26 protein-coding genes, 1 tRNA gene and 1 pseudogene are annotated in these 25,350 nt (G+C 66.9%); 14 read left to right on the forward strand and 14 right to left on the reverse strand.

Annotation, left to right across the window (positions count from 1 at the left end; genetic code table 11):
- Position 1 precedes the first annotated feature (1 nt).
- From LPA44_RS03735 to LPA44_RS18330, 3 genes and pseudogenes are all read right to left on the reverse strand, one after another.
- Positions 2 to 1,093, reverse strand: coding sequence for an ABC transporter permease (locus LPA44_RS03735; protein ID WP_230888243.1), 1,092 nt, complete (start codon positions 1,091 to 1,093; stop codon positions 2 to 4).
- 131 nt (positions 1,094 to 1,224) lie between these two features.
- Complete coding sequence (locus tag LPA44_RS03740) at positions 1,225 to 3,081, reverse strand: ABC transporter substrate-binding protein (RefSeq protein WP_230888244.1); 1,857 nt, start codon at positions 3,079 to 3,081, stop codon at positions 1,225 to 1,227.
- Between the two features lie 408 nt (positions 3,082 to 3,489).
- A pseudogene (locus LPA44_RS18330) lies at positions 3,490 to 3,759 on the reverse strand (hypothetical protein); the annotation flags it as partial.
- Between the two features lie 1,046 nt (positions 3,760 to 4,805).
- Between LPA44_RS18330 and LPA44_RS03750 the strand changes: the two are divergent.
- The 7 genes from LPA44_RS03750 (at position 4,806) to LPA44_RS03780 (ending at position 12,670) form a co-directional block, all read left to right on the forward strand.
- Complete coding sequence (locus tag LPA44_RS03750) at positions 4,806 to 4,991, forward strand: hypothetical protein (RefSeq protein ID WP_230888245.1); 186 nt, start codon at positions 4,806 to 4,808, stop codon at positions 4,989 to 4,991.
- A 1,005-nt stretch (positions 4,992 to 5,996) separates the two neighbouring features.
- Positions 5,997 to 6,854 carry a CBS domain-containing protein gene (locus tag LPA44_RS03755; protein ID WP_230888246.1) on the forward strand — a complete coding sequence of 286 codons (858 nt, stop codon included), beginning with the start codon at positions 5,997 to 5,999 and terminating at the stop codon, positions 6,852 to 6,854.
- Positions 6,847 to 8,574 carry a glycine--tRNA ligase gene (glyS, locus tag LPA44_RS03760; RefSeq protein ID WP_230888247.1) on the forward strand — a complete coding sequence of 576 codons (1,728 nt, stop codon included), beginning with the start codon at positions 6,847 to 6,849 and terminating at the stop codon, positions 8,572 to 8,574. Before LPA44_RS03755 ends, glyS begins: the two co-directional genes overlap by 8 nt.
- 2 nt (positions 8,575 to 8,576) lie before the next feature.
- Positions 8,577 to 9,140 carry a dolichol kinase gene (locus LPA44_RS03765; protein WP_230888248.1) on the forward strand — a complete coding sequence of 188 codons (564 nt, stop codon included), beginning with the start codon at positions 8,577 to 8,579 and terminating at the stop codon, positions 9,138 to 9,140.
- A 222-nt stretch (positions 9,141 to 9,362) separates the two neighbouring features.
- On the forward strand, positions 9,363 to 11,747 hold the full coding sequence (locus LPA44_RS03770) for an ATP-dependent DNA helicase (RefSeq protein WP_230888249.1): 2,385 nt from the start codon (positions 9,363 to 9,365) through the stop codon (positions 11,745 to 11,747).
- A complete protein-coding gene (gene cgi121, locus LPA44_RS03775; RefSeq protein ID WP_230888250.1) occupies positions 11,744 to 12,253 on the forward strand; it encodes a KEOPS complex subunit Cgi121 in 510 nt (169 codons plus the stop codon). Before LPA44_RS03770 ends, cgi121 begins: the two co-directional genes overlap by 4 nt.
- A 42-nt stretch (positions 12,254 to 12,295) precedes the next feature.
- The gene (locus tag LPA44_RS03780; RefSeq protein WP_230888251.1) at positions 12,296 to 12,670 is read left to right on the forward strand and encodes a hypothetical protein; all 375 of its coding nucleotides are present in this window, start codon (positions 12,296 to 12,298) and stop codon (positions 12,668 to 12,670) included.
- A 183-nt stretch (positions 12,671 to 12,853) separates the two neighbouring features.
- On the opposite strand, the gene LPA44_RS03785 is transcribed toward LPA44_RS03780, so the two are convergent.
- The 5 genes from LPA44_RS03785 to LPA44_RS03805 all read right to left on the reverse strand — a co-directional run bounded on the left by LPA44_RS03785 (position 12,854) and on the right by LPA44_RS03805 (position 15,372).
- On the reverse strand, positions 12,854 to 12,991 hold the full coding sequence (locus LPA44_RS03785) for a hypothetical protein (RefSeq protein WP_230888252.1): 138 nt from the start codon (positions 12,989 to 12,991) through the stop codon (positions 12,854 to 12,856).
- Positions 12,992 to 13,059: 68 nt separating this feature from the next.
- The gene (locus LPA44_RS03790; RefSeq protein WP_230888253.1) at positions 13,060 to 13,806 is read right to left on the reverse strand and encodes a Yip1 family protein; all 747 of its coding nucleotides are present in this window, start codon (positions 13,804 to 13,806) and stop codon (positions 13,060 to 13,062) included.
- A gap of 61 nt (positions 13,807 to 13,867) precedes the next feature.
- Positions 13,868 to 14,578, reverse strand: a complete 711-nt coding sequence (locus LPA44_RS03795) for a DUF2270 domain-containing protein (RefSeq protein ID WP_230888254.1) — start codon at positions 14,576 to 14,578, stop codon at positions 13,868 to 13,870.
- 3 nt (positions 14,579 to 14,581) lie between these two features.
- Complete coding sequence (locus tag LPA44_RS03800) at positions 14,582 to 15,139, reverse strand: DsrE/DsrF/DrsH-like family protein (protein WP_230888255.1); 558 nt, start codon at positions 15,137 to 15,139, stop codon at positions 14,582 to 14,584.
- The gene (locus tag LPA44_RS03805) at positions 15,136 to 15,372 is read right to left on the reverse strand and encodes a sulfurtransferase TusA family protein (protein WP_230888256.1); all 237 of its coding nucleotides are present in this window, start codon (positions 15,370 to 15,372) and stop codon (positions 15,136 to 15,138) included. Before LPA44_RS03805 ends, LPA44_RS03800 begins: the two co-directional genes overlap by 4 nt.
- A gap of 201 nt (positions 15,373 to 15,573) precedes the next feature.
- On the opposite strand from LPA44_RS03805, the gene LPA44_RS03810 reads away from it, so the two are divergent.
- Genes LPA44_RS03810 through LPA44_RS03825 form a run of 4 tightly spaced genes read left to right on the forward strand, consistent with a single transcriptional unit; the run spans position 15,574 to position 18,174 of the window.
- Positions 15,574 to 16,749, forward strand: coding sequence for an MBL fold metallo-hydrolase (locus tag LPA44_RS03810; protein WP_230888257.1), 1,176 nt, complete (start codon positions 15,574 to 15,576; stop codon positions 16,747 to 16,749).
- A complete protein-coding gene (locus LPA44_RS03815; RefSeq protein ID WP_230888258.1) occupies positions 16,750 to 17,235 on the forward strand; it encodes a YeeE/YedE family protein in 486 nt (161 codons plus the stop codon).
- Positions 17,236 to 17,249: 14 nt separating this feature from the next.
- Positions 17,250 to 17,684 (forward strand): DUF6691 family protein, encoded by a 435-nt coding sequence (locus LPA44_RS03820; protein ID WP_230888305.1) that lies wholly within the window; start codon positions 17,250 to 17,252, stop codon positions 17,682 to 17,684.
- A gap of 58 nt (positions 17,685 to 17,742) precedes the next feature.
- Complete coding sequence (locus LPA44_RS03825) at positions 17,743 to 18,174, forward strand: helix-turn-helix domain-containing protein (RefSeq protein WP_230888259.1); 432 nt, start codon at positions 17,743 to 17,745, stop codon at positions 18,172 to 18,174.
- Between the two features lie 14 nt (positions 18,175 to 18,188).
- Here LPA44_RS03825 and LPA44_RS03830 read toward each other — a convergent pair whose 3' ends face one another.
- Both LPA44_RS03830 and LPA44_RS03835 read right to left on the reverse strand, forming a co-directional pair.
- Positions 18,189 to 19,409, reverse strand: coding sequence for a permease (locus tag LPA44_RS03830; RefSeq protein ID WP_230888260.1), 1,221 nt, complete (start codon positions 19,407 to 19,409; stop codon positions 18,189 to 18,191).
- Between the two features lie 120 nt (positions 19,410 to 19,529).
- Positions 19,530 to 19,602, reverse strand: a tRNA-Gln gene (locus LPA44_RS03835).
- 151 nt (positions 19,603 to 19,753) lie between these two features.
- On the opposite strand from LPA44_RS03835, the gene LPA44_RS03840 reads away from it, so the two are divergent.
- Together LPA44_RS03840 and LPA44_RS03845 are read left to right on the forward strand one after the other, a co-directional pair.
- Positions 19,754 to 20,338, forward strand: a complete 585-nt coding sequence (locus LPA44_RS03840; RefSeq protein WP_230888261.1) for an IMP cyclohydrolase — start codon at positions 19,754 to 19,756, stop codon at positions 20,336 to 20,338.
- A gap of 25 nt (positions 20,339 to 20,363) precedes the next feature.
- Positions 20,364 to 21,023: a metallophosphoesterase family protein gene (locus LPA44_RS03845; RefSeq protein ID WP_230888262.1), complete on the forward strand. Its 660-nt coding sequence runs from the start codon at positions 20,364 to 20,366 to the stop codon at positions 21,021 to 21,023.
- Here the strand turns inward: LPA44_RS03845 and LPA44_RS03850 are convergent, their stop codons facing one another.
- Entirely contained in the window at positions 21,024 to 22,208 is a 1,185-nt protein-coding gene (locus LPA44_RS03850) for an aspartate kinase (protein WP_230888263.1), read from the reverse strand.
- 136 nt (positions 22,209 to 22,344) lie between these two features.
- Here LPA44_RS03850 and LPA44_RS03855 point away from each other — a divergent pair, with 136 nt between their 5' ends.
- On the forward strand, positions 22,345 to 22,722 hold the full coding sequence (locus tag LPA44_RS03855; RefSeq protein ID WP_230888264.1) for a hypothetical protein: 378 nt from the start codon (positions 22,345 to 22,347) through the stop codon (positions 22,720 to 22,722).
- Here the strand turns inward: LPA44_RS03855 and LPA44_RS03860 are convergent.
- The 3 genes from LPA44_RS03860 to LPA44_RS03870 form a co-directional block, all read right to left on the reverse strand.
- Entirely contained in the window at positions 22,719 to 23,567 is an 849-nt protein-coding gene (locus tag LPA44_RS03860; protein WP_230888265.1) for an ABC transporter permease, read from the reverse strand. The genes LPA44_RS03855 and LPA44_RS03860 overlap by 4 nt on opposite strands.
- Positions 23,564 to 24,487 (reverse strand): ABC transporter ATP-binding protein, encoded by a 924-nt coding sequence (locus LPA44_RS03865; RefSeq protein ID WP_230888266.1) that lies wholly within the window; start codon positions 24,485 to 24,487, stop codon positions 23,564 to 23,566. The genes LPA44_RS03860 and LPA44_RS03865 overlap by 4 nt, the downstream gene beginning before the upstream one ends.
- A 72-nt stretch (positions 24,488 to 24,559) precedes the next feature.
- Positions 24,560 to 25,342: an ABC transporter permease subunit gene (locus LPA44_RS03870; protein ID WP_230888267.1), complete on the reverse strand. Its 783-nt coding sequence runs from the start codon at positions 25,340 to 25,342 to the stop codon at positions 24,560 to 24,562.
- Positions 25,343 to 25,350 lie beyond the last annotated feature (8 nt).

The following is a 25,350-nucleotide window of genomic DNA, read 5'->3' on the forward strand; positions in this document are numbered from 1 at the left end:
CTCACTCGTTGTTGTCCGCAAGGGTGATTCGCGGGTCGATATACGTGTACAGAATGTCCTGGGTGGTGTTGAAGAGGATCTGAATCACGATGAAGATGAACGTCAGCGACATCAGAACGGGGATGTCTGCTGCGAACGCGGCCCGCAGGAAGAGGTTCCCGAGGCCGTTGATGCTGAACACGCTTTCGACGAGGACGGACCCGCCAATTAGCAAGTAGAACTCACCCATGATGACGGGGAGCAGCGGAATCACTGCGTTCCGGCCGACGTGTTTGGTGATGATTCGCCGCGTCGAAACCCCCTTTGCCTTTGCCGTGTCGATGTATTCGGAATTGAGGCTCTCGAGGACGGCCGTGCGGCCGATGCGGACTTCGTTCCCCATCGAGGCGGAGCCGAGGACGAGCGCGGCTGGCAGAATCCACTTGAAGGCTGCCGCCATCGGCATGAGGTTCGGAATGGGAATCCAAAGATATTCCAGAATCGGGATACCGGGGAAGACGTCGATACCGGAGAAGAGGTATTGGAGTTCGTCGGGCGTACCGATGACGTCCGTTTTGATGAGGAAATCCCGATAACCGGAGAGAATGCCGCCCGCTGAGAGGACGCCAGCGAGCATCACGGCGAGCCAGAAGTTCGGCATCGCACGCCAGACAATCCCGCCGAAAGACGCGAAGTAGTCGCCCCACGTGTTGGAGTTAAGGCCGGCGTAAAGGCCGATCGGAACGCCGAAGCCGAGGGCGATGACGACCGACCAGAAGCCCAGCCAGAGCGTTGCGGGCAAGCGGCCGATGATGAGATCCATGACGGGCTGGTTGCGGGCAACCCCCCAGGAAGTGCCGAAGTTGAAAGTCACCATGTCGACGAGGAAGTTCTTGTACTGGATCCAGAGTGGGACCATACTCCCGTCGGAGTAGCGGATGCCGAGTGCGATTTCGAGCTGACGGGCGGCGGCGGGGTTGGCGTCTCGACCGAGAATGGCGAGGACGGGGTCGATTGGGCCGAGGTAGAGCACGAGGAACGTGACGGTGAGCCCGAAGAGTAGGACAGGGATACCGAGCAGTAGTCGTTTGAGGAGGTAGATGAATCGGTTCACATTCTTTCACCGGTGACAACCTGTTGGGTACGGCTCATAATTGCCATTATGTGTGGAATCAGGGCGTTCGTCAGCCTAAGGCATGAATTGTGTTTTGAAAAATGGTTCGATTTCCCGGTGGAAACGGGCCGTTACCCCTGGTAATGCTGGTCGTAAGCCGACTGGCCACCCGGGAATACTTGGGGAGGCTCGAGGTGATACGCGCCAGCACCGCGCTCCTTGAACACGTTCGAGACGAACTGCTCGCGGTTCACGACGTACGCCATCGCCTGCCGGACTGCCTTCGGCACCTTCTCCATGTGGAACCCAACGTAGTACGTGTCAATTGTCGGCACGCCGGAGTAGTTGACAGTCTGGTCGTTCTCCATGGGGCCGTACGTCCCGATTTCACGCCCACCCTCGCGGGTCTCCTCAACGGAGACAAGGCTGGGGTCGTACTGTGAGGTCGGAATCGGCGCGATGTCGGCGTTCTCGTTGATGAAGTAGTTGTACCGGGCGGACGTGTCGGAGATAATCGCGTTGTCGACGCCCTCGAAGGAGGCGGGGGCGCCGTGGTAGTCGTCGAAGGTGTCGAGGTTCACTTCGCCACCGTTGCCGGACTCCCAGTTGACGAACTGGAAGGGGCCGCAGCCGACGGGGTTGGACGCGGAGAACTCCGAGTACTCCATGTCGCCTTCGTAGCCGTCGATATCGCCGACGATGCCTTCAGGAAGCACGGAGAACGCGCCGTACGCGAGCACTTCGAGCCCGTACGGGAACGGCTGCTCGAGGGAGAGCGTGAACTCGTAGGTGCCGGTAGCTTCGACGCCGGTGGCTTCTGTGATGTTGCCGTCGTCGTCGGTTTCGTGCTCAATGCCGAGCACGGAGACGGGGAAGTACTGGTTCGTGGAATTCGTCGACTCCATCACGCGGCGAATCGAGTAGACGACGTCGGCGGCCGTAAGCTCGCCGTAGTCGTTGTGGAACTGGACGCCTTCCTTGAGCGTGAAGGTGTATTCGGTGAGGTCGTCGCTGATCTCGTAGTCCTGAATGAGGAGGTTCTCGACCTCAGTCGTTCCGTTGCGGTAGTTGAGTGGCGCGTCGAACATGTACATGACTTGCGCACCACTCTGTGTGTTGCCGGAGGCGGCCGGGTCGAGGGAGTTGAACGTGTCCGAGATCTCGCTCAGGCGGTCTTTGCCTTCGAGCGAATTGACGGCGATGTTCGCTTTCTGCCGGGACGCACCCATCCCGCCATACGGCTCGTAGTCGACGTGGTCGTACCAGAAGACTTCGTCCTTCTGGTGGTAGATGGGGATGAGGGCGCACGACTCCCACAGTGCCTCTTCCATATTGACGGCAGCTTCGCCACGGGTCTGGACTTCCGCCTCGGAGTCGCCCGGGTTGTCCAGAATGCGGCTGTACTGCTCGCTCATGTACTTCCGCACCTGGTCGGACTCTTCGGCATTTTCCGTCCAGAAGAGGCGGGCACCGTTCGCTCCGCTCTCGTTGTAGTTCGTGTTCTCCGGCTGGACGAGCTGCAGGAAGTTCCGGGGCTGGGGGTAGTCAGCGACCCAGCCGAGCGTGAAGGCTTCGTGGTTGCCCTGCTCGGTGTCGTTGAGGAGCGACCCGAAGTCCGCCTGATTGATGTTCATGTCGATGTGGGCGGACTCCAGACGGGCACGAATCGTGTTCGCCATTTCTTCCCAGGCAGGGTCCTGGTACTGGAGCCAGTTGAGCTCATAGCGATTGTTCGGCCCGTAGCCGGCGTCCTCCATCACCTGGCGGGCTTGGTCGACTTGCGTCTCGTTAATCCCGTAGGGATAGCTATCGAAATCCGGCGAGAACGCTCCCTTGTCCGTAGTCGTCGTGCCGCTCGAGGTCGACTCGCTACCGCTGTCTCCACCACTGCTGCAGCCTGCGACCGCAGAAGTGAGGGCGACCGCACCAGTTGCTTTGAGGAACCGCCGGCGGCTAGTATTCTTCTCATCTTTGCCTTTGCGTGGCATACCCCCATTTCCATAGCTTACTCACTTAAAGTCTTCGTGAACGGATGGCATGTTTTTGCGATAGAGTCCACAATATCTGTGTGAGTAACCAACAAACACCAAATACAGTCGGTAGATCAGGGATTATCGCGACAGAATCCAAATCATCCACTTTATTCATGTTGGATAACAATTGCCGTGGTGATTATCTTTATGTGAGGGGCGGAGAGGTGGTGCTCCCGCCAAAATTGAGGAACTCCCACGAGAGTAACGATTAGCGCGGCGTAGCATAATTCGCGGATTAGCACGACGCAGAAGACCTGCCGTAGAGAGAGCGAACACTCGTCGGGCAGTGCTGTCGGTGGGGTTGGTGGCTCTGATATGATGAGTTCGGGTTAACCAACAGAACCTCGCTTACCGGGAGTTCTGTTAGTTAAGGCTTGTGCGCGCCTGGTCCCGGAGCCGTCCATCTGGCCGCGGAACACGGCCGATCTTGAGTTCGACGTCCACGCGCCGCAGGTGCTTATAGCAGCCCTCCGGCGTGCGATACCCTCAATCCGGGCAGGTGCACGTCTCGGCGACGACGTCAACCTCGTACCAGTTCCCAGACGCCGACCGCACCCCCTAGCGGCCGCTTTTTCGAGCAAAAGAGACGGCCATCGACTCCTCGGGGGATCGCTTCGTTCGTAGTTCAAGATCCACTCGTGCGATCCTTCCGGGACGGTTTCGGGAATCGCGCTGAGTTGTTCGGAGGACATAATTCGGTGAAGACGCGAGTACGCCTCCACCGCTCCGCGGGCGCAAATGAACACCACCGCAACCGAGCGCCTATGATTCTGGGGGATTCGATGAGCTGCTCGGCCGGCCGACTAATCCGAGAAAGCCGATCACGAACAACCTCGGCGACGTCTGCCGCCCATGCAGCGAGGGAGAACGCCGAACGGAGAGACATCCATGAACCTGAGCCGTTCACAGACACCTTTACGTCGCCATACACCCGTTCGTTCGCGGGAATGATTCGCGCCGTCACCTCGAGATCGTCCCCCGATCCCGCAAGCACAAGGCGCGCAACGGCGGTCACGGACATTCGACACCACCTCGTAGCAGTACACAGCAATCTCGTTCCCAACAGCCACCAGCGGTCACGCCGACTGTTGTAACCCACCCTAAATTCCAGGAATCCCAAACGTACGGCCTGAGTCTCATACGGCCACACACCATGCGCCACCCATAATTCAGCCCCCTACTCGCCATACGTGGCCCCCGAGCACTTCACGACCACCCCAGTACCGCCACGTCCAGCCCTGCACCGACCCGCAGTACCCGCGTGCCGTCGCCCCAATCACGCGGCTTCATCGCACGACAACCAGCAAACCCATCTACGGGTGGCTGTTCGTCGCAACCCGGGACACTGGGCCCACGGGCGACCGACACCTCACCCACGGGACCCAACACCGATGCACCACTCGAAGACAACAGCGGCCAGCAACTACAAAGACGGTCTCTTCCACAAGAAAACAGCCGAGAGAGCTCTGTACCGTCACCACCGCTGGTGAGTCGCTAGCTGGCGGTTAGTGGGGAGCGAGACGTGAAGGGGCGAGAGGCCAGCGAGCCGAATGAGCGTGCTCAGGGATGGCTGCGGTTACCGACCACGGAGTGCAAACCACGATCCAGCGAGGGGGTGTGTGCGTGTCGGGGCTGCAGGTTGGGGGTGAACAACGGGTGCAATCCGGCGACGCTAACGCATGGGCGTCGACGCTCCGTCCGATCCGTGGTTGCGGTCAGCCGTTCAGATCGCTCTCGTCGTCGCCGCGGGAATCGCGAGCCGGCGTGACTCTGTACAAGTATTGGCGACGCCAGCAGCGGCCGGCAGCGCGATCCGCGACGACGGCATCGGGCGACCGGTCGGCGCGGCCAGCCCCGGCTCGTAGCCGGCCATTGACCGGCGACTTACATGCCCGCAAACCGCCAGCCGACGTCTGGCTTCGCTGCTGGCACTCCCGCCATCGAACCGCGTCAGCGGCCCCCGAGCACGCCGGCACTTCCCTATCGCTGGCGCCACCCTCGCGGTGGCCCACACCACCCCTAGCAAGGCCACATCATCGACGCAAACATCCCCAAAAGCGGGAGTCTGTACAACAATTTCGGCACGACTAGCGTCACACCACACCCCCATCGATCGTCGGAGCCACAGCTGCCTACACGCCCGGGAGACCGGCTCGCAACCCGCGCTCGGCGTCCGCCCGCAGTCGCGCCACCACGAATCCACACGTGCCCACGGCGAGTCGCTGCCCGCCCTACAGCGGGGGTTGTCGGTGGAGCTTGCGGAGTGGGAGGGGCTCTGTAGGGGGTGTGATTGAGGCCGGGTGGCCATTCGCTGTAGGTGTGGTGGTTACGTTGATCCTGAAGGCGGCGTTTAGCGGGTGAGGCGTCGCTGTACGGTCGGTGTTTCGTGTCGACGTGCGGTGGCGGCGGGCGGGCAGTTCGGCCACATCGGCACCGTGTATGCAGGAGGTACAGAGAATTATTGGGTGGAAGGCGACCTGAATGCCCATAATTCTCGAGGTGGCGGTTGGTGGTTCGGATCGTAGATGGTGGGGCAGCGGGTGTGCGTTGCAGACTTCGTGGTCTAGAAGCCAGCCGGTACGTTGCCGATCTGTAGTTTGTTTGCTGGTGATCCGAGGAGTATGCGTCCACGACGGTGCCGCCAGCCGCCTCGGCTCGCCGCTCCGGAGGCTGTTTCCTCGTAGCACGCGGGGTTTCTCGTCGTCGTGAGGGGTCGTCTGCAGTAGAGCTGTTCGGGACCCACACAGGGCGTTCGTGGCCGCGCGGTCAGGCACGGCTGCACCGAAGGATGGGAACGACTGGTAGTGGCGGTGAGCGTCTGGAATGCGGTGTCGTAGCCTACAAATGGGTGGGGAAAGTACGACGCCTACATGAACGTCGCTGACGCGATGACCCCTCGGGATGACGTAGTGACGGTTGAGCTTCCGGGGACGCGGGACGACATCCTCGAGTATATTCAGGAGCGGGCGTTCTCCTCCGTGCCCGTGGTGAAGCCGACGAGCGACGGCGAGCAGTACCGGGGACTGGTGTCCCGGGACGACCTCATCGAACATCCCGAGGAGGACCAGTTAGCGATGCTGATGCGGGACGTGCCGACGACGACCACGGACGCCACCGTCCGGGAGGTCGCGGGGCTGATGCACCGCGAGGGGACGCGTCGCGTCCCGGTCGTCGAGGACGGCCACCTCAAAGGCATCATCACGGTCACGGACGTCGTGCGCGCCATCGCGGACGGCGAGGAGGACGGCGACACCGGTGTCGGCGAGCTCGCGCGGAAGGACGTGAACACGACGTACGCGGAGACGCCGCTGACCGTCGCGGAGCGCGAAATCTCGTACGCGAACGTCCCCTACACCGTCGTCTTGGGCGAGGACGCCGAGATGGCGGGGATGCTGACGGAGGTGGACATCATCGAGGTCGCGCGCGTCGTCGAGGGCGAAGCCGACACCGGTGACTCCATCGCGGACGACGACGATGACTGGAAGTGGGAGTCCATCAAGGCGGTCGGCGCGCGCTATCTGCCGACGCGGAACGTCGAAATCCCGGCGGCGCCCGTGCGGGAGTTCATGACGCCCGACGTGGTGACGGTGACCAAGCGCCGGAGCGCCCGCGAGGTCGCACAGACGATGCTCACCAACGACATCGAACAGGTGCCGCTGGTGTCCGGCGACAGCCTCGTCGGCATCGTGCGCGACGTCGACCTGCTGGCGGGGCTGACCGATGAGTGAGCTCGACGAGCTCGCGCGGCGACGCGGGTTCTTCTTCCAGGCGAACGAGGCCTACGGCGGCGTCTCGGGGTTCTACACGTACGGCCCGGAGGGCGCAGCGCTGAAGCGCAACGTCGAGGAGACGTGGCGCGACCGCTTCGTCACCCGCGAGGGGAACATGGAAATCGATGCGCCGACGGTCACACCCGAACCCGTCTTCGTGGCTTCGGGGCACCTCGACGGTTTCGACGACATGCTCGTGGAGTGCGCGGAGTGCGGGGAGAGCCACCGCGCGGACCACGTCGTCGAGGACAACACGGACATCGCGGACGCCGAGACCTACCCCACGGAGAAGGTTGAGGAAGTCATCGCCAAGCATGACCTCGTCTGTCCGTCGTGTGGCGCGCCGCTGGCGGGCCAGTCCGTCGACGAGTTCAACCTGATGTTCGAGACGTCCATCGGGCCGGGGTCGGGCCAGCCGGGCTACCTGCGACCGGAGACCGCTCAGGGGATGTTCACGGAGTTCCCGCGCCTCAAGGAGTACGCGCGCAACCAGCTGCCGTTCGGCGCCGCGCAAATCGGGACGGGTTACCGGAACGAGATTAGCCCGCGGAAGGCGCTCGTTCGTGCGCGCGAATTCACGATGGCGGAGTTGGAGTTCTTCGTGGACCCCGAGGGCAACGGCCCCGACCTCTCCCGGGTCGCGGACGTCGAACTGCCGCTGTACCCGGCGGGCGCACAGGAGTCCGAGGGCGAGGAGTACCTCCACCTGACGCCGCGCGAGGCGCTCGAGGAGGGCGTCGTCGGCGACGAGTGGGTGGCGTACTTCCTCGCGCGCTCGAAGGTGTGGTTCGAGCGCGTCGGCGTGGACATGGAGCGGTTCCGGTTCCGCCAGCACCTCCCCGGCGAACTCGCCCACTACGCCAGCGACTGCTGGGATGCGGAGGGCGAGGTCGACGGCGACTGGATCGAATTAGAGGGCGTCGCCTCCCGCACTGACTACGACCTCTCGAAGCACAGCGAGCACGCCGACGACACCTTCACCATCTTCAAGCAGTACGACGAGCCGAAGACCGTCGAGCGCGCGACCGTCGACCCCGACATGTCCTACCTCGGGCCGGAGTTCGGCGGCGATGCCGGTGCCGTCGAGGACGCCCTGGAAGCGCTCGCGGAGCGCGACCGCTCGGCGTTCGACGGCGACGAAGTGACAGTAGAGGTCGACGGCGAGGCGTACACGGTGCCGACGGAGAAGACCGGCTTCGCCGTCGAGGAAGTCACGGAGTCGGGCCGCCACATCGTCCCGCACGTCGTCGAGCCGGCGTTCGGCGTCGGGCGCGCGGTGTACACGGTGCTGGCGCACAACTACGACGAGGACGAAGTCGAGGGCGAGACCCGCGACGTGCTGCGGCTGCCCGCGGAAGTGTCGCCAACGACGGTCGGCGTGTTCCCGCTGATGGACAAGGACGGCCTCGGTGACACCGCACGCGACCTCGCGGCGGACCTTCGCGAGGCCGGACTCTCGGTGACGTACGACGACTCCGGGAACATCGGCCGGCGCTACCGACGTCAGGACGAGGTCGGGACGCCGTACTGCGTCACCGTCGACTACGAGTCCCTTGAGGACGACACGGTGACGCTGCGGGACCGCGACACCACCGACCAGGTGCGAGTCGATATTGATGACCTCGTAGACGTCGTGGCCGCGCTCCGGGACGGCGAGCGCGACTTCGCGGACCTGTAACGGTGAGCGAACTCGATCGCCGGCTCGTCCACGCCAGCGGCGTGCTCCTCCCCGGGGCGTTCCTCGCTGGCGTCCTCCCGTGGCCGGCGGTCCAGTGGCTGCTCGTCGCGGGGTCGGTCGTCGCGGCGGGCCTCGAAGCACTGCGGCTCTCCGGCTACGTCTCGTGGTGGATTTTCGACCGCCTCACCCGCGAGTACGAGCAGGACAACCCCGCAGGGTACGCGCTGTACATGTTCTCGTGGACGGCGACCGCGTGGCTGTTCGACCCCACGATTGCGGTGCCCGCGATGCTGATGCTGGCGCTCGCGGATCCCGCGAGCGGCCTGCTCTCCCAGACCAGCGGCCTCGAAATGAAACAGGGGTGGGTGTTGCTCGCGACGTTCGGCATCTGCATGGCCATCGCGAGCCTGCTCGGTGTGCCGCCCGTGCCGGCTGCAGCCGGCGCGCTCGCCGCGACGATTGCCGACGGCACCAACCCGGTGGTTCGCGGCTACGTCATCGACGATAACGCCTCCATTCCGCTCGGTGCGGCGGCGGCGATGTGGCTCGTGTGGACGTTCGTGTGAAATCAGTCTACGGACCGCTGCTAACTCGATCTTTTACGACACCTCGGAGCCCGTGTTCGCTCACGCTTGCGTGGCCGTCTCGTGGACCACTATCTACAAGCGTGGCGAGCGGGGGAGTTCGAGGTGTTCACAGACGGGGTAAGCGACAGATACGCGAGGAGCAGCGAAACCACGTTGGCGGGTGCGACAGTTTAAACCGCGGGACGCGCCTACTTCGGCGTAATGAAAGTCGCGGACGTACCCGGGCTCCCCGAGGGGGTCGCCGACCACCTCGAATCGGGGGGCATCGAGGAGCTCTACCCGCCGCAGGCGGAGGCCGTGGAGGCGGGCGTCGCCGAGGGCGAGAGCCTCGTGGCGAGCGTGCCGACCGCCAGCGGGAAGACTCTCATCGCGGAGTTGGCGATGCTGTCGGCGGTCGCTGACGGCGGGAAGGCGCTGTATATCGTGCCGCTGCGCGCGCTCGCCGGCGAGAAGGCCACCGAGTTCGAGGAGTTCGAACAGTTCGGGTTCTCCGTGGGCGTCTCCACGGGGAACTACGAGGACGACGGCTCGCGGCTGTCCGACAACGACATCATCGTGGCCACCTCCGAGAAGGTCGACTCGCTGGTGCGCAACGGCGCGGGCTGGATCGACGACCTCTCCTGCGTGGTCGCGGATGAGGTCCACCTCGTAGATGACGACCACCGCGGGCCCACGCTGGAAGTGACGCTGGCGAAACTCCGCCAACGCGTGCAGGACCTCCAGGTAGTTGCGCTGTCGGCGACGGTCGGGAACGCCGACGAGATTGCGGAGTGGCTGGACGCCGAACTCGTGGACTCGGAGTGGCGGCCCATCGACCTGCGGACGGGCGTCCACTACGGGCAGGCCGTCCACTACGACGACGGCACGCAGGAGGAGTTGGCGACCGGCGGCAGCGACAGCCAAACCGCCGCCATCGTGGAGGACACGCTCGCTGACGACGGCTCGACGCTCGTGTTCGTGAATTCGCGGCGGAACGCCGAAGCCGCGGCGCGCCGGCTCGCGGACGTGACCAAGCAGGGCATCAGCGACGACGACCAGAAGCGCCTCCGGGAGGTCGCCGACGAAATCCGGGGCGTCAGCGACACGGAGACCAGCGACGACCTCGCGGACGCCGTTGAGAAGGGCGCGGCATTCCACCACGCCGGGCTCGCGCGCGAGCACCGCGAACTCGTCGAGGAGGCGTTCCGCGACCGCGCCATTAAGGTCGTCTCCGCGACGCCGACGCTCGCGGCGGGCGTGAACACGCCGAGCCGCCGGGTTGTCGTGCGGGACTGGCAGCGCTACGACGGCACCGCGGGCGGGATGCAGCCGCTGTCCGTGCTGGAAGTCCACCAGATGTTCGGGCGCGCGGGTCGTCCCGGCCGGGACCCGTACGGCGAAGCGGTGCTGCTCGCGAACAACCACGACGAGCTAGAGGAGCTGTTCGACCGCTACATCTACGCGGAGCCCGAGCCCGTGCGCTCGAAACTCGCGGCGGAGCCCGCGCTCCGGACGCACGTGCTCGCGGCGGTCGCGACGGGCTTCACGACCACGGAGGACGCACTCCACGAGTTCCTCGGGGAGACGCTGTACGCGACGCAGACCGACGACCCCGGCCGCCTGAAGAGCGTCACGCGGGACGTACTGACGTACCTCGAACGGAACGAGTTCGTCGAGCGCGAGGACGGCACGCTGCGTGCGACCAGCACCGGCCACCTCGTGAGCCAGCTGTACGTCGACCCGATGAGTGCGGCGACGCTCGTCGACGGACTGCGGGCGGCCAAACGCGGGGAAACGGCAGCCGAGGCGAGCGGTGAAGCCGCGAGCCGCGCGGGGGAAGCAACGTTCCAGACCGCCAGCGAGCTACAGGACGACAGCGCGCCCGGAACGAGCGACGAGGACGCCGAGACGGGTGACGCAGAGGGCGAGGGCGCGAGCCCGACGCCGTTCGGCCTGTTCCACCTCGTGAGCCGGACGCCGGACATGTACGAACTCTACCTGCGCTCGGGGGACCGCGAGCAGTACACGGAACTCGCCTACGAGCGCGAGGACGAGCTGCTCGGATCCGCACCCCGCGAAGAGGAGGCGGCTTTCGAGGACTGGCTGTCCGCGCTGAAGACCGCGAAACTCCTCGAAGACTGGGCCTCCGAATTGGACGAGGACCGCATCGCGGAGCGCTACGGCGTCGGCCCAGGCGACATCCGTGGGAAGGTCGAGACCGCGGAGTGGCTGCTCCACGCCGCCGAGCGCCTCGCGGGCGACCTCGACGACGTGGAGTCCGCGGCCGCCGTGCGCGAGGCGCGCAAGCGCGTGGAGTACGGCGTCCGCGAGGAACTCCTGGACCTCGCCGGCGTGCGCAACGTCGGTCGGAAGCGCGCGCGGCGCCTCTACAACGCGGGCATCGAGTCGCGGGCAGATCTCCGGAACGCCGAGAAGAGCCTCGTGCTGGGCGCGGTCCGCGGCCGTGAGAAGACCGCCGAGCGCATCCTCGAGAACGTCGGCCACCCGGACCCGGAGATGGACGCCGTGAACGCGGACGCCGACGCGGTGGCGGCCGCCGAGGAGGCCGACCGGAGCGGGCAGGCGAACCTGGGGGACTTCTCGTGAAACTGGTCGCGGGCACCGCGGTCGTCGAGGACGTAGAAACGTTCGTCGCCGCCCTCCCAGACGGCGGCCACGAGACCGCGGTACAGGCGTTCGACGCGGACTACGTGGCGGGCTGCGAGCACCTCGCGTCGGCGGTCGAGCACGCCAACCGTGCGTTCGAGCGCGGGGAGAACGTCGCCAGCGACCGCGCGGTCGAAATTCTGCTGTACGCGGCGGGTCGCCGACAGATTCGGGAGTCGCTCGCGATGGGTGTCGCCGAGGGCGAGCAGGAGGTCGTGGTCGTCGTCGCGGGCGGTGACGAGGACGACGCGGTGACCGCCGTCGTGGACTTCCTCGACGACGCCGCCGTACTCCCGGCAGTGGAGCCACCCGAGGCGGGCGTCTACGGGGACCGCGAGACGATTCGGGAGTTCTTCGACGTGGGCGACGCCGAGTTGGATGCGGCCGCGGGCGACCTGTCAGGTGTCGTCCGGGAGCGCGTGGCGCTGCTGGACGTCGAGAAGTAGGCGGCCAGCACGCATTTGGCGGGCGCGTCGAACCACCTAGGCATGAGCGACGACGCTGACTACGTGCCAGAGGAGTCGACCGAGGAGTTCCCCAGCGAGCACGAGGAGCCGCTCGCCGAACACGTCGAGGAGACCCTCGAAGCGATGGAGGCGGCCGTCCAGGGGTCGAGTTACCCGACGAACGCGAGTTCACTCAAATCCGAGTACGCGACCGAGCGCGACGAAATCGTCAACGAGACGGAGGCGCTGGCGGACGTCTTCGACCGGCTGGTGCCCGAGGAGTACGACACCCCCGAGGACGCTCGCGAGGCGATTCTCGGCGAGTTGACCGGGCGAGCAGGTATCGAGCACGGCGACCTCGCGGAGTACAACCCCGAACGCGAACTCGACGCGATGGACCTCGTGCAGGACGAATAGTGAGAAACGGTAACATACCCCTCTCCAGTCGAAACGAAGGGGTATCGGGTGGTCGCTTTCCCGTGATTCTGTCGTCGGAAAGGTAGTGGTGGGCCGCGTTGCGCCGTCGCTATCAGTTGGTTTTCCACTCGAAACGCCGCCCGCGAAGAGCAGACAGTCGTCAGACACTAGACGTACAGCGTGTTACTGTCGGAGGTCGCGGCGGTCGTAGTGGCGCTGGCAACTCCGGCAGTAGTACCGGCCGTCGCGCTGCCGGCGCAGTCGCGTGTGGCCGCGTGGACACTTGACACGCCAGCCGGCGTCGGACGGGTGGTCGCCCATGTAGATTCGTCTGACGCTCGTCGCACACAAGAATGGAATCCTGCCGCGCGGTGAAACTGAAAGTGACGTCAGGCCAGCGAGAGCACGAACAGCAGCACGGCGACGATGCCGGACGCGACGGCCGCGCTGCCCGGCTGGGCGTCGTGGCCTTCCTGGAGGCCGTGCGTCCAAATGTACGCCTGCCATGCAGTGCCGACGAGCGCGCCGAGCACGCCGATGGCGGTACCGGTCGTGTTCGTGAGTCGCCGGAGCTGCTCGGCTAGCAGTTCGGGGTCGCTGGCGAAGTCGACGCCCGACAGCAGGAAGACGAGGCCGGCCGCGCCGAGCACGGTCTGGACGAGTTGGGCCGGCGTCGCCCAGCCGGTAACCGCCAGCGTCGCAGTGAACGAGCCGCGGCTCCCGGTGAATGCACCCACCGCGTGCAGCGCGACGGCGACCAGCACCCAGCCCAGTAGGGTGCCGAAGAAAATCACGGGGATGCGTCCGTATATCGCGTCCCGGAGTTTCGCGCCGACCGAGACCTGCTTCGTCCGCGGTTCGTCGATAGTACAGGGTTCGGGTAGCGAGCCGTTCATGTCGGCGAACGACTGGCACGTCGACTCCGGCCACGGTTCCATTGTCGTGACCGTGACGGTGGCGTCGATTTGGGCGGCCATGTACTCGCCGATGGCGACGAACGCGACGGTCGTGACGGCGGCGACCGCGACGACGACCAGCGCGGCGCTACCCAGCGACCGCTCGGGCGGGTGCGTCTCGAAGAACGAGCGCGGGTCGAACAGCAGCGTCCGCAGGGCGTGGAGGGCGTCCCGAAGCATGGGCCGGGTGGTTCGCCCACGGTGCGTTTCAACGTACCGGCGACTCGCGGCGCGTGCGAGGTCAGTCGTGCTTCCGGAGCGCTTCCTCGCGGAGTTCGCCGCGGGCGTGCCACGTCCGCGGCCGGCACGCGACGGCGACCGCAGTTCCGTACGTCACGGCGACGGCGGCAGTCACGACGACGCCGGGCAGCGAGCCGATGGCGGCACTCGACGGCCACGACACCGGGGAGAACGCGGTGACGCGCACCACCCACGCCACGAGCAGTACCGTCGACAGCGGCAGGTAGATGCGGCGCAGGCGGTGGGCAATCGCCTCCTCCGCGGAGACCTTGATGGTGGGTTCGCGGTAGTCGCGGGCGAGGCGCTCGCGCCAGTCGGTGTCCGGCGACGTTTCGTCGGGCGCGAGGCCGACGGCGACGACGTTCTCCTGGAGCGTGCGGACGCGGCTCCGCCAGATGTCGTAGCCGCGGTAGCGACGCGCCTCCACGCCGAGAAACGCGCCGAGCGCGATAACACCCACGAGCAGGAGGTAGTGTGGGTTCGAGCGCCCGGAGAACGCCCACGTGAGGACCGCCGCCATCACGACGACTGCCCAGTTCGTAGTGCGGTCGAGGCGCTCGCGCCAGAACTTCATGCGGTGAATCTCCCCGCGGTAGACGTGCGCGAGCGCGGAGCTGGGGCCCATGTCGGTCTCGAACAGTCCCACGCCGAGTTCGGGGTCGGACGCGGTCGCGTCGTCACCGTCGGTCGAGTCGGCAGTGTCGTCGGGCATCGGTCAGACGAGTAGTTGGACGTCCGCGTCGGCCATGTCTCGGAGCGCGGTGGCGGCGCCGACGCCGACGGTGACCCCGTCGTAGAAGTCGTCGGCGTCGTAGTCCAGCAGGTCGATGGTCATCTGGCAGGCCTGGAACTCCACGCCCATCTCGATGCCCGTCTCGAGGAGGTCGGCGACCGAAGCGGTGCCGTTGGCGTCGAGTTTGCGCTCCAGCATGTGCGTGGTCACGCGGTCCATCCCGGGCAGCGCCGCGACAGCGTTGGGCACTGGGAGGTTCGGGTTGCCGACGGCGCTCAGTTCGAGGCTGTCGGCGCGCTCCTCGTGGAGGATATCCAGTCCCCAGAACGTGTGGAAGACGGTGACGTCCCAGTCGAAGGCGGCGGCCGTGGTCGCGAGGATGAGCGGCGGGTACGCCATGTCGAGCGTGCCCTTCGTGGCGATAATGCTCAGTTTCGGCTGGTCCTCGTCAGCGTCGTCGCCGTCGTCGAGACGGGCTTCGAGGTCGGCGACGCGCGCCGCGAGTTCCTCGCGCGTGGGTTCGGGTGACTCCGCGCTCATCGTTCCGTCCGGCGGACGTAGTGCGTGTAGACGTCACCGTCCTCAGTCTGGTCGAGGAGTTCGACGCCGCTGGTACCGTCGGCCCACCCGGCGAGGTCGCTGACACTCCCGGGGTCGGTCGCGCGCACTTCGAGGACGTCGCCGACCGCGAGGTCGTCGGTCGCCTGCTTGGTCTTGACCACTGGCATCGGACAGCTCAGTCCGGTCGCGTCGAGGGTCTCGTCTGCATCCATGATTGTGCTCGGCCTGCAATACCGACTGGTCAGGGAAAAACTCGTCGGTAGAAATCCAGTAGTGAAGCAATAAGACAATATCAAAACAGCCACAGAAGGTGCAAAAGCGTATTTCTGAAGTTCTGTTGGGGCATAGTATTGTATCATATACACTCGTCTACGCGAAGGTTTATTCGTGAGCGTCCGGTAGCCACGGCCGAGATGAAACCCGAAGACTTCCCGGCGACCGACGCGAGCCCCGACAGCGTCGCGCCGAGCGAACTGAAGTTCCGCATCGACGCCGACGAGGACGTCTTCGTCCTCGACGTGCGTGCGGCCAGCAACTACGAGGAGTGGCACATCGACAGCGGCGTCGAGTCGCTGAACGTCCCGTACTTCGAATTCCTCGACGGACTCCCCGAAGACAGCCTTGCAGCACTGCCCGACGACCGCACGGTCACGGTGGTCTGTGCGAAGGGCGCGTCGAGCGACTTCGTCGCGGGTCGCCTGCTCGACGCGGGCTACGACGCCGAACAGCTCGCCGACGGCATGCGCGGCTGGGCGCGCGTCTACGAGTCCCGCGAAGTCGAGACGAACGGCGACGCGACTGTCGTGCAGTACCGCCGGCCGTCCAGCGGCTGTCTCGCGTACCTCGTCGCCTCGAACGGTGAGGGCGCAGTCGTCGACCCGCTACGCGCGTTCACCGACGCGTACGTCGAAGACGCTCGCGAGCGCGGCATCAGCATCAAGTACGCCGTCGACACGCACGTTCACGCCGACCACGTCTCGGGCATCCGGGAACTCGCCGCAGCGACCGGCGCGACGGCAGTCCTTCCCGAACCGGCCGCCGCGCGCGGTGTCGACTACGAGGCGCCGTTCGAGACTGTCGCGGACGGCGACGAACTGACGGTCGGCGACGCGACCATCGAGGCCGTCCACACGCCCGGCCACACGACCGGGATGACGGCGTACCGCGTCGACGACGTCCTGTTCACGGGCGACGGCCTGTTCACCGAGAGCGTCGCGCGCCCCGACCTCGAAGACCCGGAGGCCGCCCGCGAGGCCGCGGAGACGCTGTACGACACGCTCCACGAGCGCGTGCTCGCGCACGACGACGAGACGCTCGTCGCGCCCGCCCACTACGGCGACGGCGCGGTGCGGCGCGAGGGCGACACGTACACCGCGCAACTCGGCGAAATCATCGACCGTGTGGACGCGCTCTCGCTGGACCGCGAGGCGTTCGTCGAATTCGTCACCACCGACATGCCGCCGCGACCCGCGAACCACGAGGACATCGTCGCGACGAACCTCGGCGAGCGCGCGCCCGACGACGACGTGGCGTTCACGCTCGAACTCGGGCCGAACAACTGCGCGGCCAGCGGGGAGGCGGCCGAGTAGATGGCGGGCGCACTCGTTGCCGTCGACCTGTTCCCGCGCGGCATCGCGCAGTATCTCGCTGGCGGCCTGCTCGTCGGATTGGGGGCCGCCATCATCTACTTCGGTACCGGCATCATCGCGGGCGCGAGCACGTTCCTCGAATCCACGCTGTCGTACGTCTCCGACGTCTCGCGGTTCAACCGCGGGAAGTACGTGCGCTCGCGGGACTGGCGCGTCGTGTTCACCGTCGGCATCGTCGCCGGCGCCGCCGTCTACACGCTCGTCTCCGGGAGCGGCGCGTGGACGACTGACGTCCAGTGGTGGCGGCTGCTCGGCGGCGGCGTGCTCGTCGGCGTCGGCACCCGCGTCGGGAAGGGGTGCACGTCGGGCCACGGCGTCTGCGGCGTCGGGTCGCTGTCCAACGCCTCGCTCGTGAACGTCGTGACGTTCCTCGGCGTCGCCATCGGGACGGCGCAACTGGTGCAGGCTGTGGGGGTGTCGCCGTGAGCCGCGAGGATGAAGTGACCGACGGGAGCGAACGCAGTCCGTGGGTGCTGGCCGTCGTGCTGCTGGGCGGGCTCGTGTTCGGGTTCGGGCTGGCGCTCAGTGAGATGGCGAAACCCGAAGTCGTCCTGGACTTCCTCCAGTTGGAGGACCTCGGGCTCGTCTTCGTGATGGGCGGCGCGGCCATCGTCTCCGGGCTGTCCTTTTTCGTCGCGACGCGGTACCTCGACCGCGCACCGGTGACGGGAACGAGGTACTCGCGTCGGCTGAAGGACCTCGACCGGAACGTCGTCGGCGGCGGCGCGGTGTTCGGGGTCGGCTGGGGAATCTCGGGCATCTGCCCGGGCGCGGCGTACGCCAGCCTCGGCATCGGCAACCTCCCGATTCTGTGGGGCGTCGCGGGGATGGTCCTCGGGGCGTACACACAGGGGTACTGGCGGAGCCGCGACTGACGGTATTGCAGGGTCGCTACAAACCTTTTTACGGCTCAGCGGCGTACTTCCCGCCGAGATGCCAGATTCGATGCGCGACTACCTCCAGCGGGACATGGAGTGCGAGGGGCTCCTCGAATGTTTCCACGGGCTCCGCGACCTCGACCGGCGCGTGTTCGGGCTGCTCGTCGAGACGGGCGAGCCGCTGACCGTCGACGAAGTCAGCGACCGCATCGACCGCGAGCGCTCGACGGCCTACCGGTCGGTCCAGCGGCTGATGGACGCCGACCTCGTCGAGAAGCACCAGGTGAACTACGACCACGGCGGCTACTACCACGTCTACGAGCCCGCCGACCCCGACGAGATCGCCGACGAGATGCAGCGCATGCTCAACGACTGGTACGCGAAGATGGGCCAGCTCATCGGCGAGTTCCGCGAGGAGTACGAGCACGTCGACGCGGCCGACACGGACGCCGACCCCGAGACCGCAGCACCGCCCGCCGACCAGTAACGCGGCCGTCGCTGTCAGTGCGCGTGCGCCCCCTCGGCTTCTTCGTCGGCGCTCGTGCCGTACATCAGGTAGAGCTGCGCGAGCAACACCAGCGTGAACGCCGCGTTCAGGTAGCGCGTGTAGCCGGACGGTGCGGTGCCGCCGACTTCACCCGGTTGCGGGACGAGTTCGAGCCCGTGCCACGCGTAGTGAATGACGATGCCGGAGACGACGGCCGTCACGAAGATGCCGACGAACAGCACCGCCGCCATCCGCAGCCCGTAGTACCGCCGGTAGGCGTCGGTGATGGTCGGGACGATAAGGTCCGCGAAGATGAACGACATGACGCCGCCGAACGCGATGCCGTTGCTCCAGAGGATGACCGCGAACGGGACGTTCCCCACCGAGCAGACGAACGTCACGACGCCGACCGTGACGCCGATTATCGCGCTCGCGGCGACCCACGTGAACGACCCCTGCGCGCCGACGTCGAACAGCGTCGTCCACCACGCGCGCGGCACGAACGCGCCGATGAGCCCCGCGACGAGGAACCCGGCGACGATGTCCGTCCACAGCATCTTCCACTCGCCGACCGCGTTCTTCGCGGCGAGCCGCCAGCCCTGCCGGGTCGCGAGACTGGGCTGGCGCTCACCGGCCTCCCGTTCGTCGCGATACGTGCGCTTGCAGGACTCCGAGCAGAAGTACTCGGTCCCCGAGTCGGCCTCCAGCGTGACGACGTCGTCGCTGGTCGGGTCGACGTCCATCCCACAGACCGGGTCGCGGACGCCCTCCGTCGACTGGACGTGGTCGCGGGCGGCCGCGAACCACTCCTCGGGCACGACGTACTGGAAGACGGCGGCGAGCAGCACGATGAGCAACAGGCCGGCGGCGTAGTCCGCGAGCACGAACTCCCAGCCGAGCAGAATCCACATCACGAGCCCGAGCTCGATGACGAGGTTCGTGGACGCGAACTGGAACGCCGCCAGACTCGCTATCGGCGACGCGCCCTTCTTGAAGAGGCTCTTCGTCGTCGCGACCGCGCCGAACGAACACGACGACGACGCCGCGCCGAACAGCGTGCCGAGGCCGAGCTCGCGTAGGCCAGACCCGCCGAGCACCCGGGACATCCGCTCCTCGCTGACGAACGTCTCGACGGCACCCGCGATGGTGAACCCGAGCACGAGCGCCCACCACGTCTCCCAGAACATCTCCCCGCCGAGCCGGAGTCCCTCCGCGAGCGTGTCGACGACGCTCATGTACGAGGGTACGGACGCCTCGCTTAGTGGCGTTGTGGTTGGATTCGTTCGGCTATCTGCGGGTGAAAGTTTGGAACGTGAAGCGAACGCGCCGCTACGAAGTCGAGTGTCGAAGTAGAATAGTCCATCCTGGATTCGAACCAGGGTCGAAGCCCCCAGAAGGCTTCAGGATTGGCCACTACCCCAATGGACTGCTCGCACACGATAGAAGGCGACTGTGGCTTATGAGTGTTGCGAACCCCGACGACGGAGACGCGCCGAGCAGCCGTGACGCCGCGTCGCGCCGACACCGCGAACGTGTGTAGTTCGACGCCTATTTGCCGCCCGAGAATGCACGTTCTCGTATGTACGTCGGACGGTTCGTCGTCGTCGGTCCGGACGTGGCAGCGTATCGAGTGTCCTCGCGGTCGTTCCCGAACCGCCAGGTGGTCGAGCGCGAGGATGCGCTGACGGTCGCGCCCACGCCGGACGCGCCGGAGACGGACAACCCCTACGTGTCGTACAACTGCTACCGGACGGCAGCGGGCCACGCGGTCGTCGGGAACGGCAGCCACGTCGACCCGATTACGGAGAAACTCGGCCTGGGCTACCCGGCGCGGGACGCGCTCGCGGCGTCGCTGCTCGCGCTCGACTACGAGAAAGACGACTACGACACACCCCGCATCGCGGGCGTGCTGACGCCCGACCGCGACGCGTTCCTTGGGACCGTGCGGAAGGACGCGCTGCTCGTGGAGGCCGTCGACGAGCCGACGCTCGTCGCGACCTACGAGAAGGACAGCCCGGAGCCAATCGGTTTCGAGGCCGACACCGCCAGCGAAGTGGCTGCGGAGGCGTACAGCGCGGCGTTCGAGCACGCGGTCTGTGCGGTCGGCGTCGTGCGCGACGGCGACGGCTACGCGACGGCAATCGAGAACGGGCCCGAGAACTAAGGGCGACCGGCACCGACCGGCAGCCATGAAGGTCGGCGTCGTCTCCGATATCCACTCGAATCTGGTCGCGCTGGAGGCAGTGTTCGACGACCTGCCGGCCGTGGACGCGCTCGTCTGCGCCGGCGACGTCGTCGGCTACAACCCGTGGCCCGCGGAGTGCGTGGACGCGCTCCGCGAGCGCGACGTCCCGACGGTGATGGGAAACCACGACCGGATGGTGGCGACCGACCGGAACTTCGGCGGGAACGGGATGGCACAGGCGGGCGTGAGACACGCCAAGCGGGAGTTGAACGACGTCCAGCGCGGCTGGGTCGAACGACTCCCCCGCGAGCGGACGCTGTTCGACGGGCGCGTGAAGGTCGTCCACGACCATCCCGAGGTACAGGACCGCTACACGTACCCGGAGGCGTTCGGTCCGCACCTGCTCGGCGACGAGGACGTCCTGATTCTCGGGCACACGCACGTCCAGCACCACGAGGTCTACGACGAGGGCGTCGTGCTGAACCCGGGGAGCGTCGGCCAGCCGCGGGACCGCGACCCGCGTGCGGCGTACGCGGTGCTGGACGTCGAGGAAGCGACGGTCGAAGAACACCGCGTCGAATACGACGTCGACCGCGTCGCAGAGGCAGTGCGGGACGCGGGGTTGCCGGACGCGACCGCCGAGCGACTCGCGGACGGTCGGTGATTAGGAACTGAAGTGGTCCTGGACGATGTCCAGGGTCTTCTCGCGGTCGTCCCAGTCGACGAAGACGGCCACGGAGGTGGCGCTGGAGATGATGTCGATGACGTTGATGCCGGCCTCCGCGATGGGGTCGACGATGCGCCGGAGGACGCCCGGCTGGTTCGGAAGTTCGCCGCCCAGCACGCGAATGACCGCAACCTCGTCGCGGACGGTGACCGAGGAGAGTTCGCCGACCTCGATGACCTCGCTGTGGAGGACGTTCTCGGCGCGCTCGGCGACGCCCTCGTCGACGTAGAACGTCATCGAGTCCATGCCGGAGGCGACCGCGTCGACGTTGATGTCGCTGTCGTGGAGCGCGGTCGACAGCGTCGACATGATGCCGGGGCGGTTGCGGATGGCGCGCCCGGCGACGGTGAGACACGCCAGCGGCGTGTCCCGCATGTCGATCATGTTCTCGAACTGGCCCTCGATTTTCGTGCCACCCGAGAGCAGGTCGCCGTGCTGGTAGTGAATGACGCGGACGTCGAGGTCGTCGTCCTTGAACGAGAGGGCGGAGGGGGCGACCACCTCGGCACCGCGGAAGGAGAGGTTGCGGAGTTCGTCGACGGTGATTTCGCCGACGTTGCGCGCGCCCTCGACGACGTGGGGGTCGCCGGTCATGACGCCCTCGACGTCGGTGACGATGACGACCTCGTCGGCGTTGGCGTACCGGCCGAGCATCACGGCAGTGGTGTCGCTGCCGCCGCGCCCGAGCGTCGTCACGTTGCCCTCGTGGTCCTCGGCGAGGAAGCCCGTGATGACGGGGACGACCTCGTCGAGGTCCTCGGCGAGCGCTTCGACGCGTTTCTTCGTCTCCTCGACGTCGACTTCGCCGCGGTCGTTGGCGACGACCGGCCAGTCGGGGTGGCCGGGTTCGAGGAAGACGGCGTCGACGCCGCGGGCGGTCAGCGCCGCCTTCAGCATCCGCACCGACGTGCGTTCGCCCATCGAGACGATTTCCGCGCGGTCGGCATCGTCGGCGTCGAACGTGATGTCGTCGAGGAGTTCGTCGGTCGTGTTCCCCATCGCCGACGCGACGACCGCCAGTTCGTGGCCGGCGGCGACCGCGTCTGCGATGGAGTCGGCGGCCCGCTCGATGCGGTCGCCGCTCCCGAGACTAGTGCCGCCGAACTTCGCGACTACGCGCATCGCTTCCCACCGGTCATCGGAGCCGTGCTCATAGCCGGGTCGTAGGGACGCGGGCGGTGATAACTGCTTGCATGCACGAAACGGTTGCCGTTCTCGCGGCCGCGGCGTTAAGTTGGTCGCTCGCGTACTTGAGGGTATGAACGTTCGTGACGCGACGGCCGAGGACGCGGCCGCGCTGGACGCGCTCGCCGACGACGACCTCGACGCCGCGCGCCTCGTCAGGGACCGCACGGTACGCGTCGCGGAGAACGACGACGGGCTCGCGGGGTTCGTCGCGTTCGACGCGTGGCGCGGCGCCGTCCACGTCACGCGACTGGCGGGCGACCCGGAGACGCTCGGCGAACTGCTGGACGGCCCCCGCGACTTCGCGGCCCACGAGGGGCTCGCGGTGGAGGCCGTGCTGGTCGAGGGTGACGAACTCGGCGACATCCTGTTGAACGAGGGCTTCGAGGACGCCGGGGCGGGACCGCGCTTCGACGGCGAGCAGACGCGGCGGTACCGGTACGTGCCCTAGAGGTCCGCGCGCTCGAAAACGTAGTAGCCGAGCGCGGGGACGACGACGAGCCACGCGAACATCGTCGCGAGCGCGGCCCACTTCGAGAGGTAGATGGGGGGATTCTGCGGGAACAGCTGGGCAACGAGCGTGGACTGCCCGGGGAGGAACTGGAAGACGGCGTTCGTGAACGCCGAGGACGGCGGGACGCGGTTCAACAGGAGGTACCAGTCCGGAACCGAGCCGGCGCTCATGGGCCCGAAGGTGCCGTTCAGGAGGTAGTAGACACCGCTGACGACGGCGCCCCACGCGACCTCGAAGACGACGAAGAACGCTGCGGCGACGATGGTGGCGCGCCCGGAGTCCTGTGTGGTCGCGGAGAGCCCGACGCCGATGGCGGTGTACAGCACCGCGAGCAGCACCGTGAGCGCCGAGAAGCCGAGGAACGCCAGCGCGTCGAAGCTGTCGTAGAGCGCGACCGTGACGACGGCCGCCACGACGAGCCCGACGACGACGGAGACGCCGAGGACTGCGCCACGACCGACGACTTTCCCGACGATGGCGTCGCGGCGGGTGTGGGGCAGCGACAGCAGGAACTTCGCGCTCCCGGACTCGACTTCGCCCGCGATGGCCTTGTGGGACATCACGAGCGCGGTCAGCGGGATGAGCAGCGTCACCGGGCTGAGCAGGAAGAAAATGAGGCCGATCGTCTCCAACTCCCCGCCGCCCTGCCCGCCGCTCTGGAGGAGCGTGTAGACGTACGCGACGCCGGCCATGAACAGCACGAACAGCGCGGTGAGCGCCCACAGCGCCTTCGAGCGCGCGGCGTCGTGGAAGTCCTTGCGCGCGATTGCCGGCCAGCTCATGCCGACACCTCCTCGTCGCGGTCGTTCGTGTACGCCGCGAACACGTCGTCCAGCGACGCTTCCCGGGTGGCGAAGTCGACGACCTCCCCGCCAGCGGCTTCGATGGCGTCGAGGATGTCGGTCTTGGACGCGTCGTCGGCGCTCACGGTGAGCACGTCGCGGTCGGTGTCCACGCTCGTGACGCCGGGGACGTCCTCGACGGCTTCGACGATGTCGGGTGTGAGTGCTTTGACGGTGACCGTCAGCGTCGCGCCCGTGCCGGCAGCCTCGCGGAGCCCGCGGATGGTGTCCTGGGCGACGAGTTCGCCTTGCTGGAGGATGCCGACGCGGTCACAGACGGCTTCGACCTGTTCGAGGATGTGACTGGAGAAGAAGATGGTCGCGCCCCGAGCGGCCTCCTCGGTGATGATTTCGCGCATCTCGCGGGCGCCGTTCGGGTCCAGCCCCGTCGAAGGCTCGTCCAGAATGAGGAGGTCGGGGTCGCCGACGAGGGCGATAGCGAGCGCGAGCCGCTGCTGCATCCCCTTCGAGAAGCCGCCAGCCTTCCGGTCGGCGGCTTCCGGGATGCCGACGCGCTCCAGCAGGGCTTCGACGTCGTCGTCGGCGTCCTTCGACTCGATGGCGAATTCGAGGTGCTGGCGGGCGGTGAGGCGTTCGTAGACGTGGAACCCCTCGGGGAGGACGCCGATGCGCTGGCGGATGGCCAGCGACTCGTCGTGGGCGTCGTGACCGAGCACGGTCGCGGTGCCCGAGGTCGGGCGCACGAAATCCAGGAGGATGTCGATGGTGGTCGACTTCCCGGCGCCGTTCGGCCCGAGGAAGCCGTATATCTCCCCGGACTGGACCTGGAGGTCGAGGTCGTGGAGGGCGGTGACGTCACCGTATCGCTTGGTGACGCCAGCGAGTTCGATTGCTGCCATGCGGTGGAAGTCTCGCCGACCGCCTAAATCGATTGGGGTGGTTTGCAGCGCGAGCGACCGCGCGCCGGCGTCTCAGAGTTCGATGCGGGCGAATCGGCGCGACGCGAGCGCGAACCCGACCAACGTCCAGGCCAGTAGCACGGCGACGCCGACGCCGTCGGGGACGGAGCCGGTCGTCGCGACCGGGTCGATGCCGACGACGGTGAGCGCGTTCACGTACGCGTACAGCGGGCTGGCGACGACGAGCGAGTCCGTGAGACCGAGACGCACCTGCACGCCGAACTGGCCGGCGAGGACGACCCGCACGAGGCTCAGCGCAATCGGCCAGAACAGCGCGAGCGCGAAGAAGCCGAAGGTGGTCGCGGCGGCGAGCGTCGTGGACGTCGAGCGTGCGGTGAACGCGAGCGTCGCGGCGACGAACGCGGCGGCCAGCAGCGCGGCGAGCGCGAGCACGGCGAGCACCCGGAGCGCCGGCACCGGCGCGCCGCGGAGCGCGTAGACGACGGTGGCGACGACGATTGCAGCGACGACGGCGACGAGCGTCGTCGTGAGGCGGGCAGCGCCCGCGCCAGCGAGGAACGTCGAGCGCGAGTGTGGCAGCGAGAGCGTGAGTCGGACGCGACCGCTGGCGACGGCGCTCGGCACAGCTTCGTGGGTGAGCGTGCCGGCGGCCAGCGGCACGGCAAACATGAACAGGAGCGCGAGTGCGGTCGGGAGCGGGGTGACGCCGGCGCCGTTCGTGGCACCGTACGCGAGGACGGCCGCCAGCAGCGCGAAGAAGCCGCCGAACACCGCCAGCGAGTTGTCGGCGTGGAGGGCGCGGAGGTCGCGGCGCGCGACGACCGGCCACGTCACGCTACCAC

The sequence above is a fragment of the Halobacterium sp. KA-4 genome, assembly GCF_021028995.1.
In the GTDB taxonomy this organism is placed as follows: Archaea; Halobacteriota; Halobacteria; order Halobacteriales; family Halobacteriaceae; genus Halobacterium.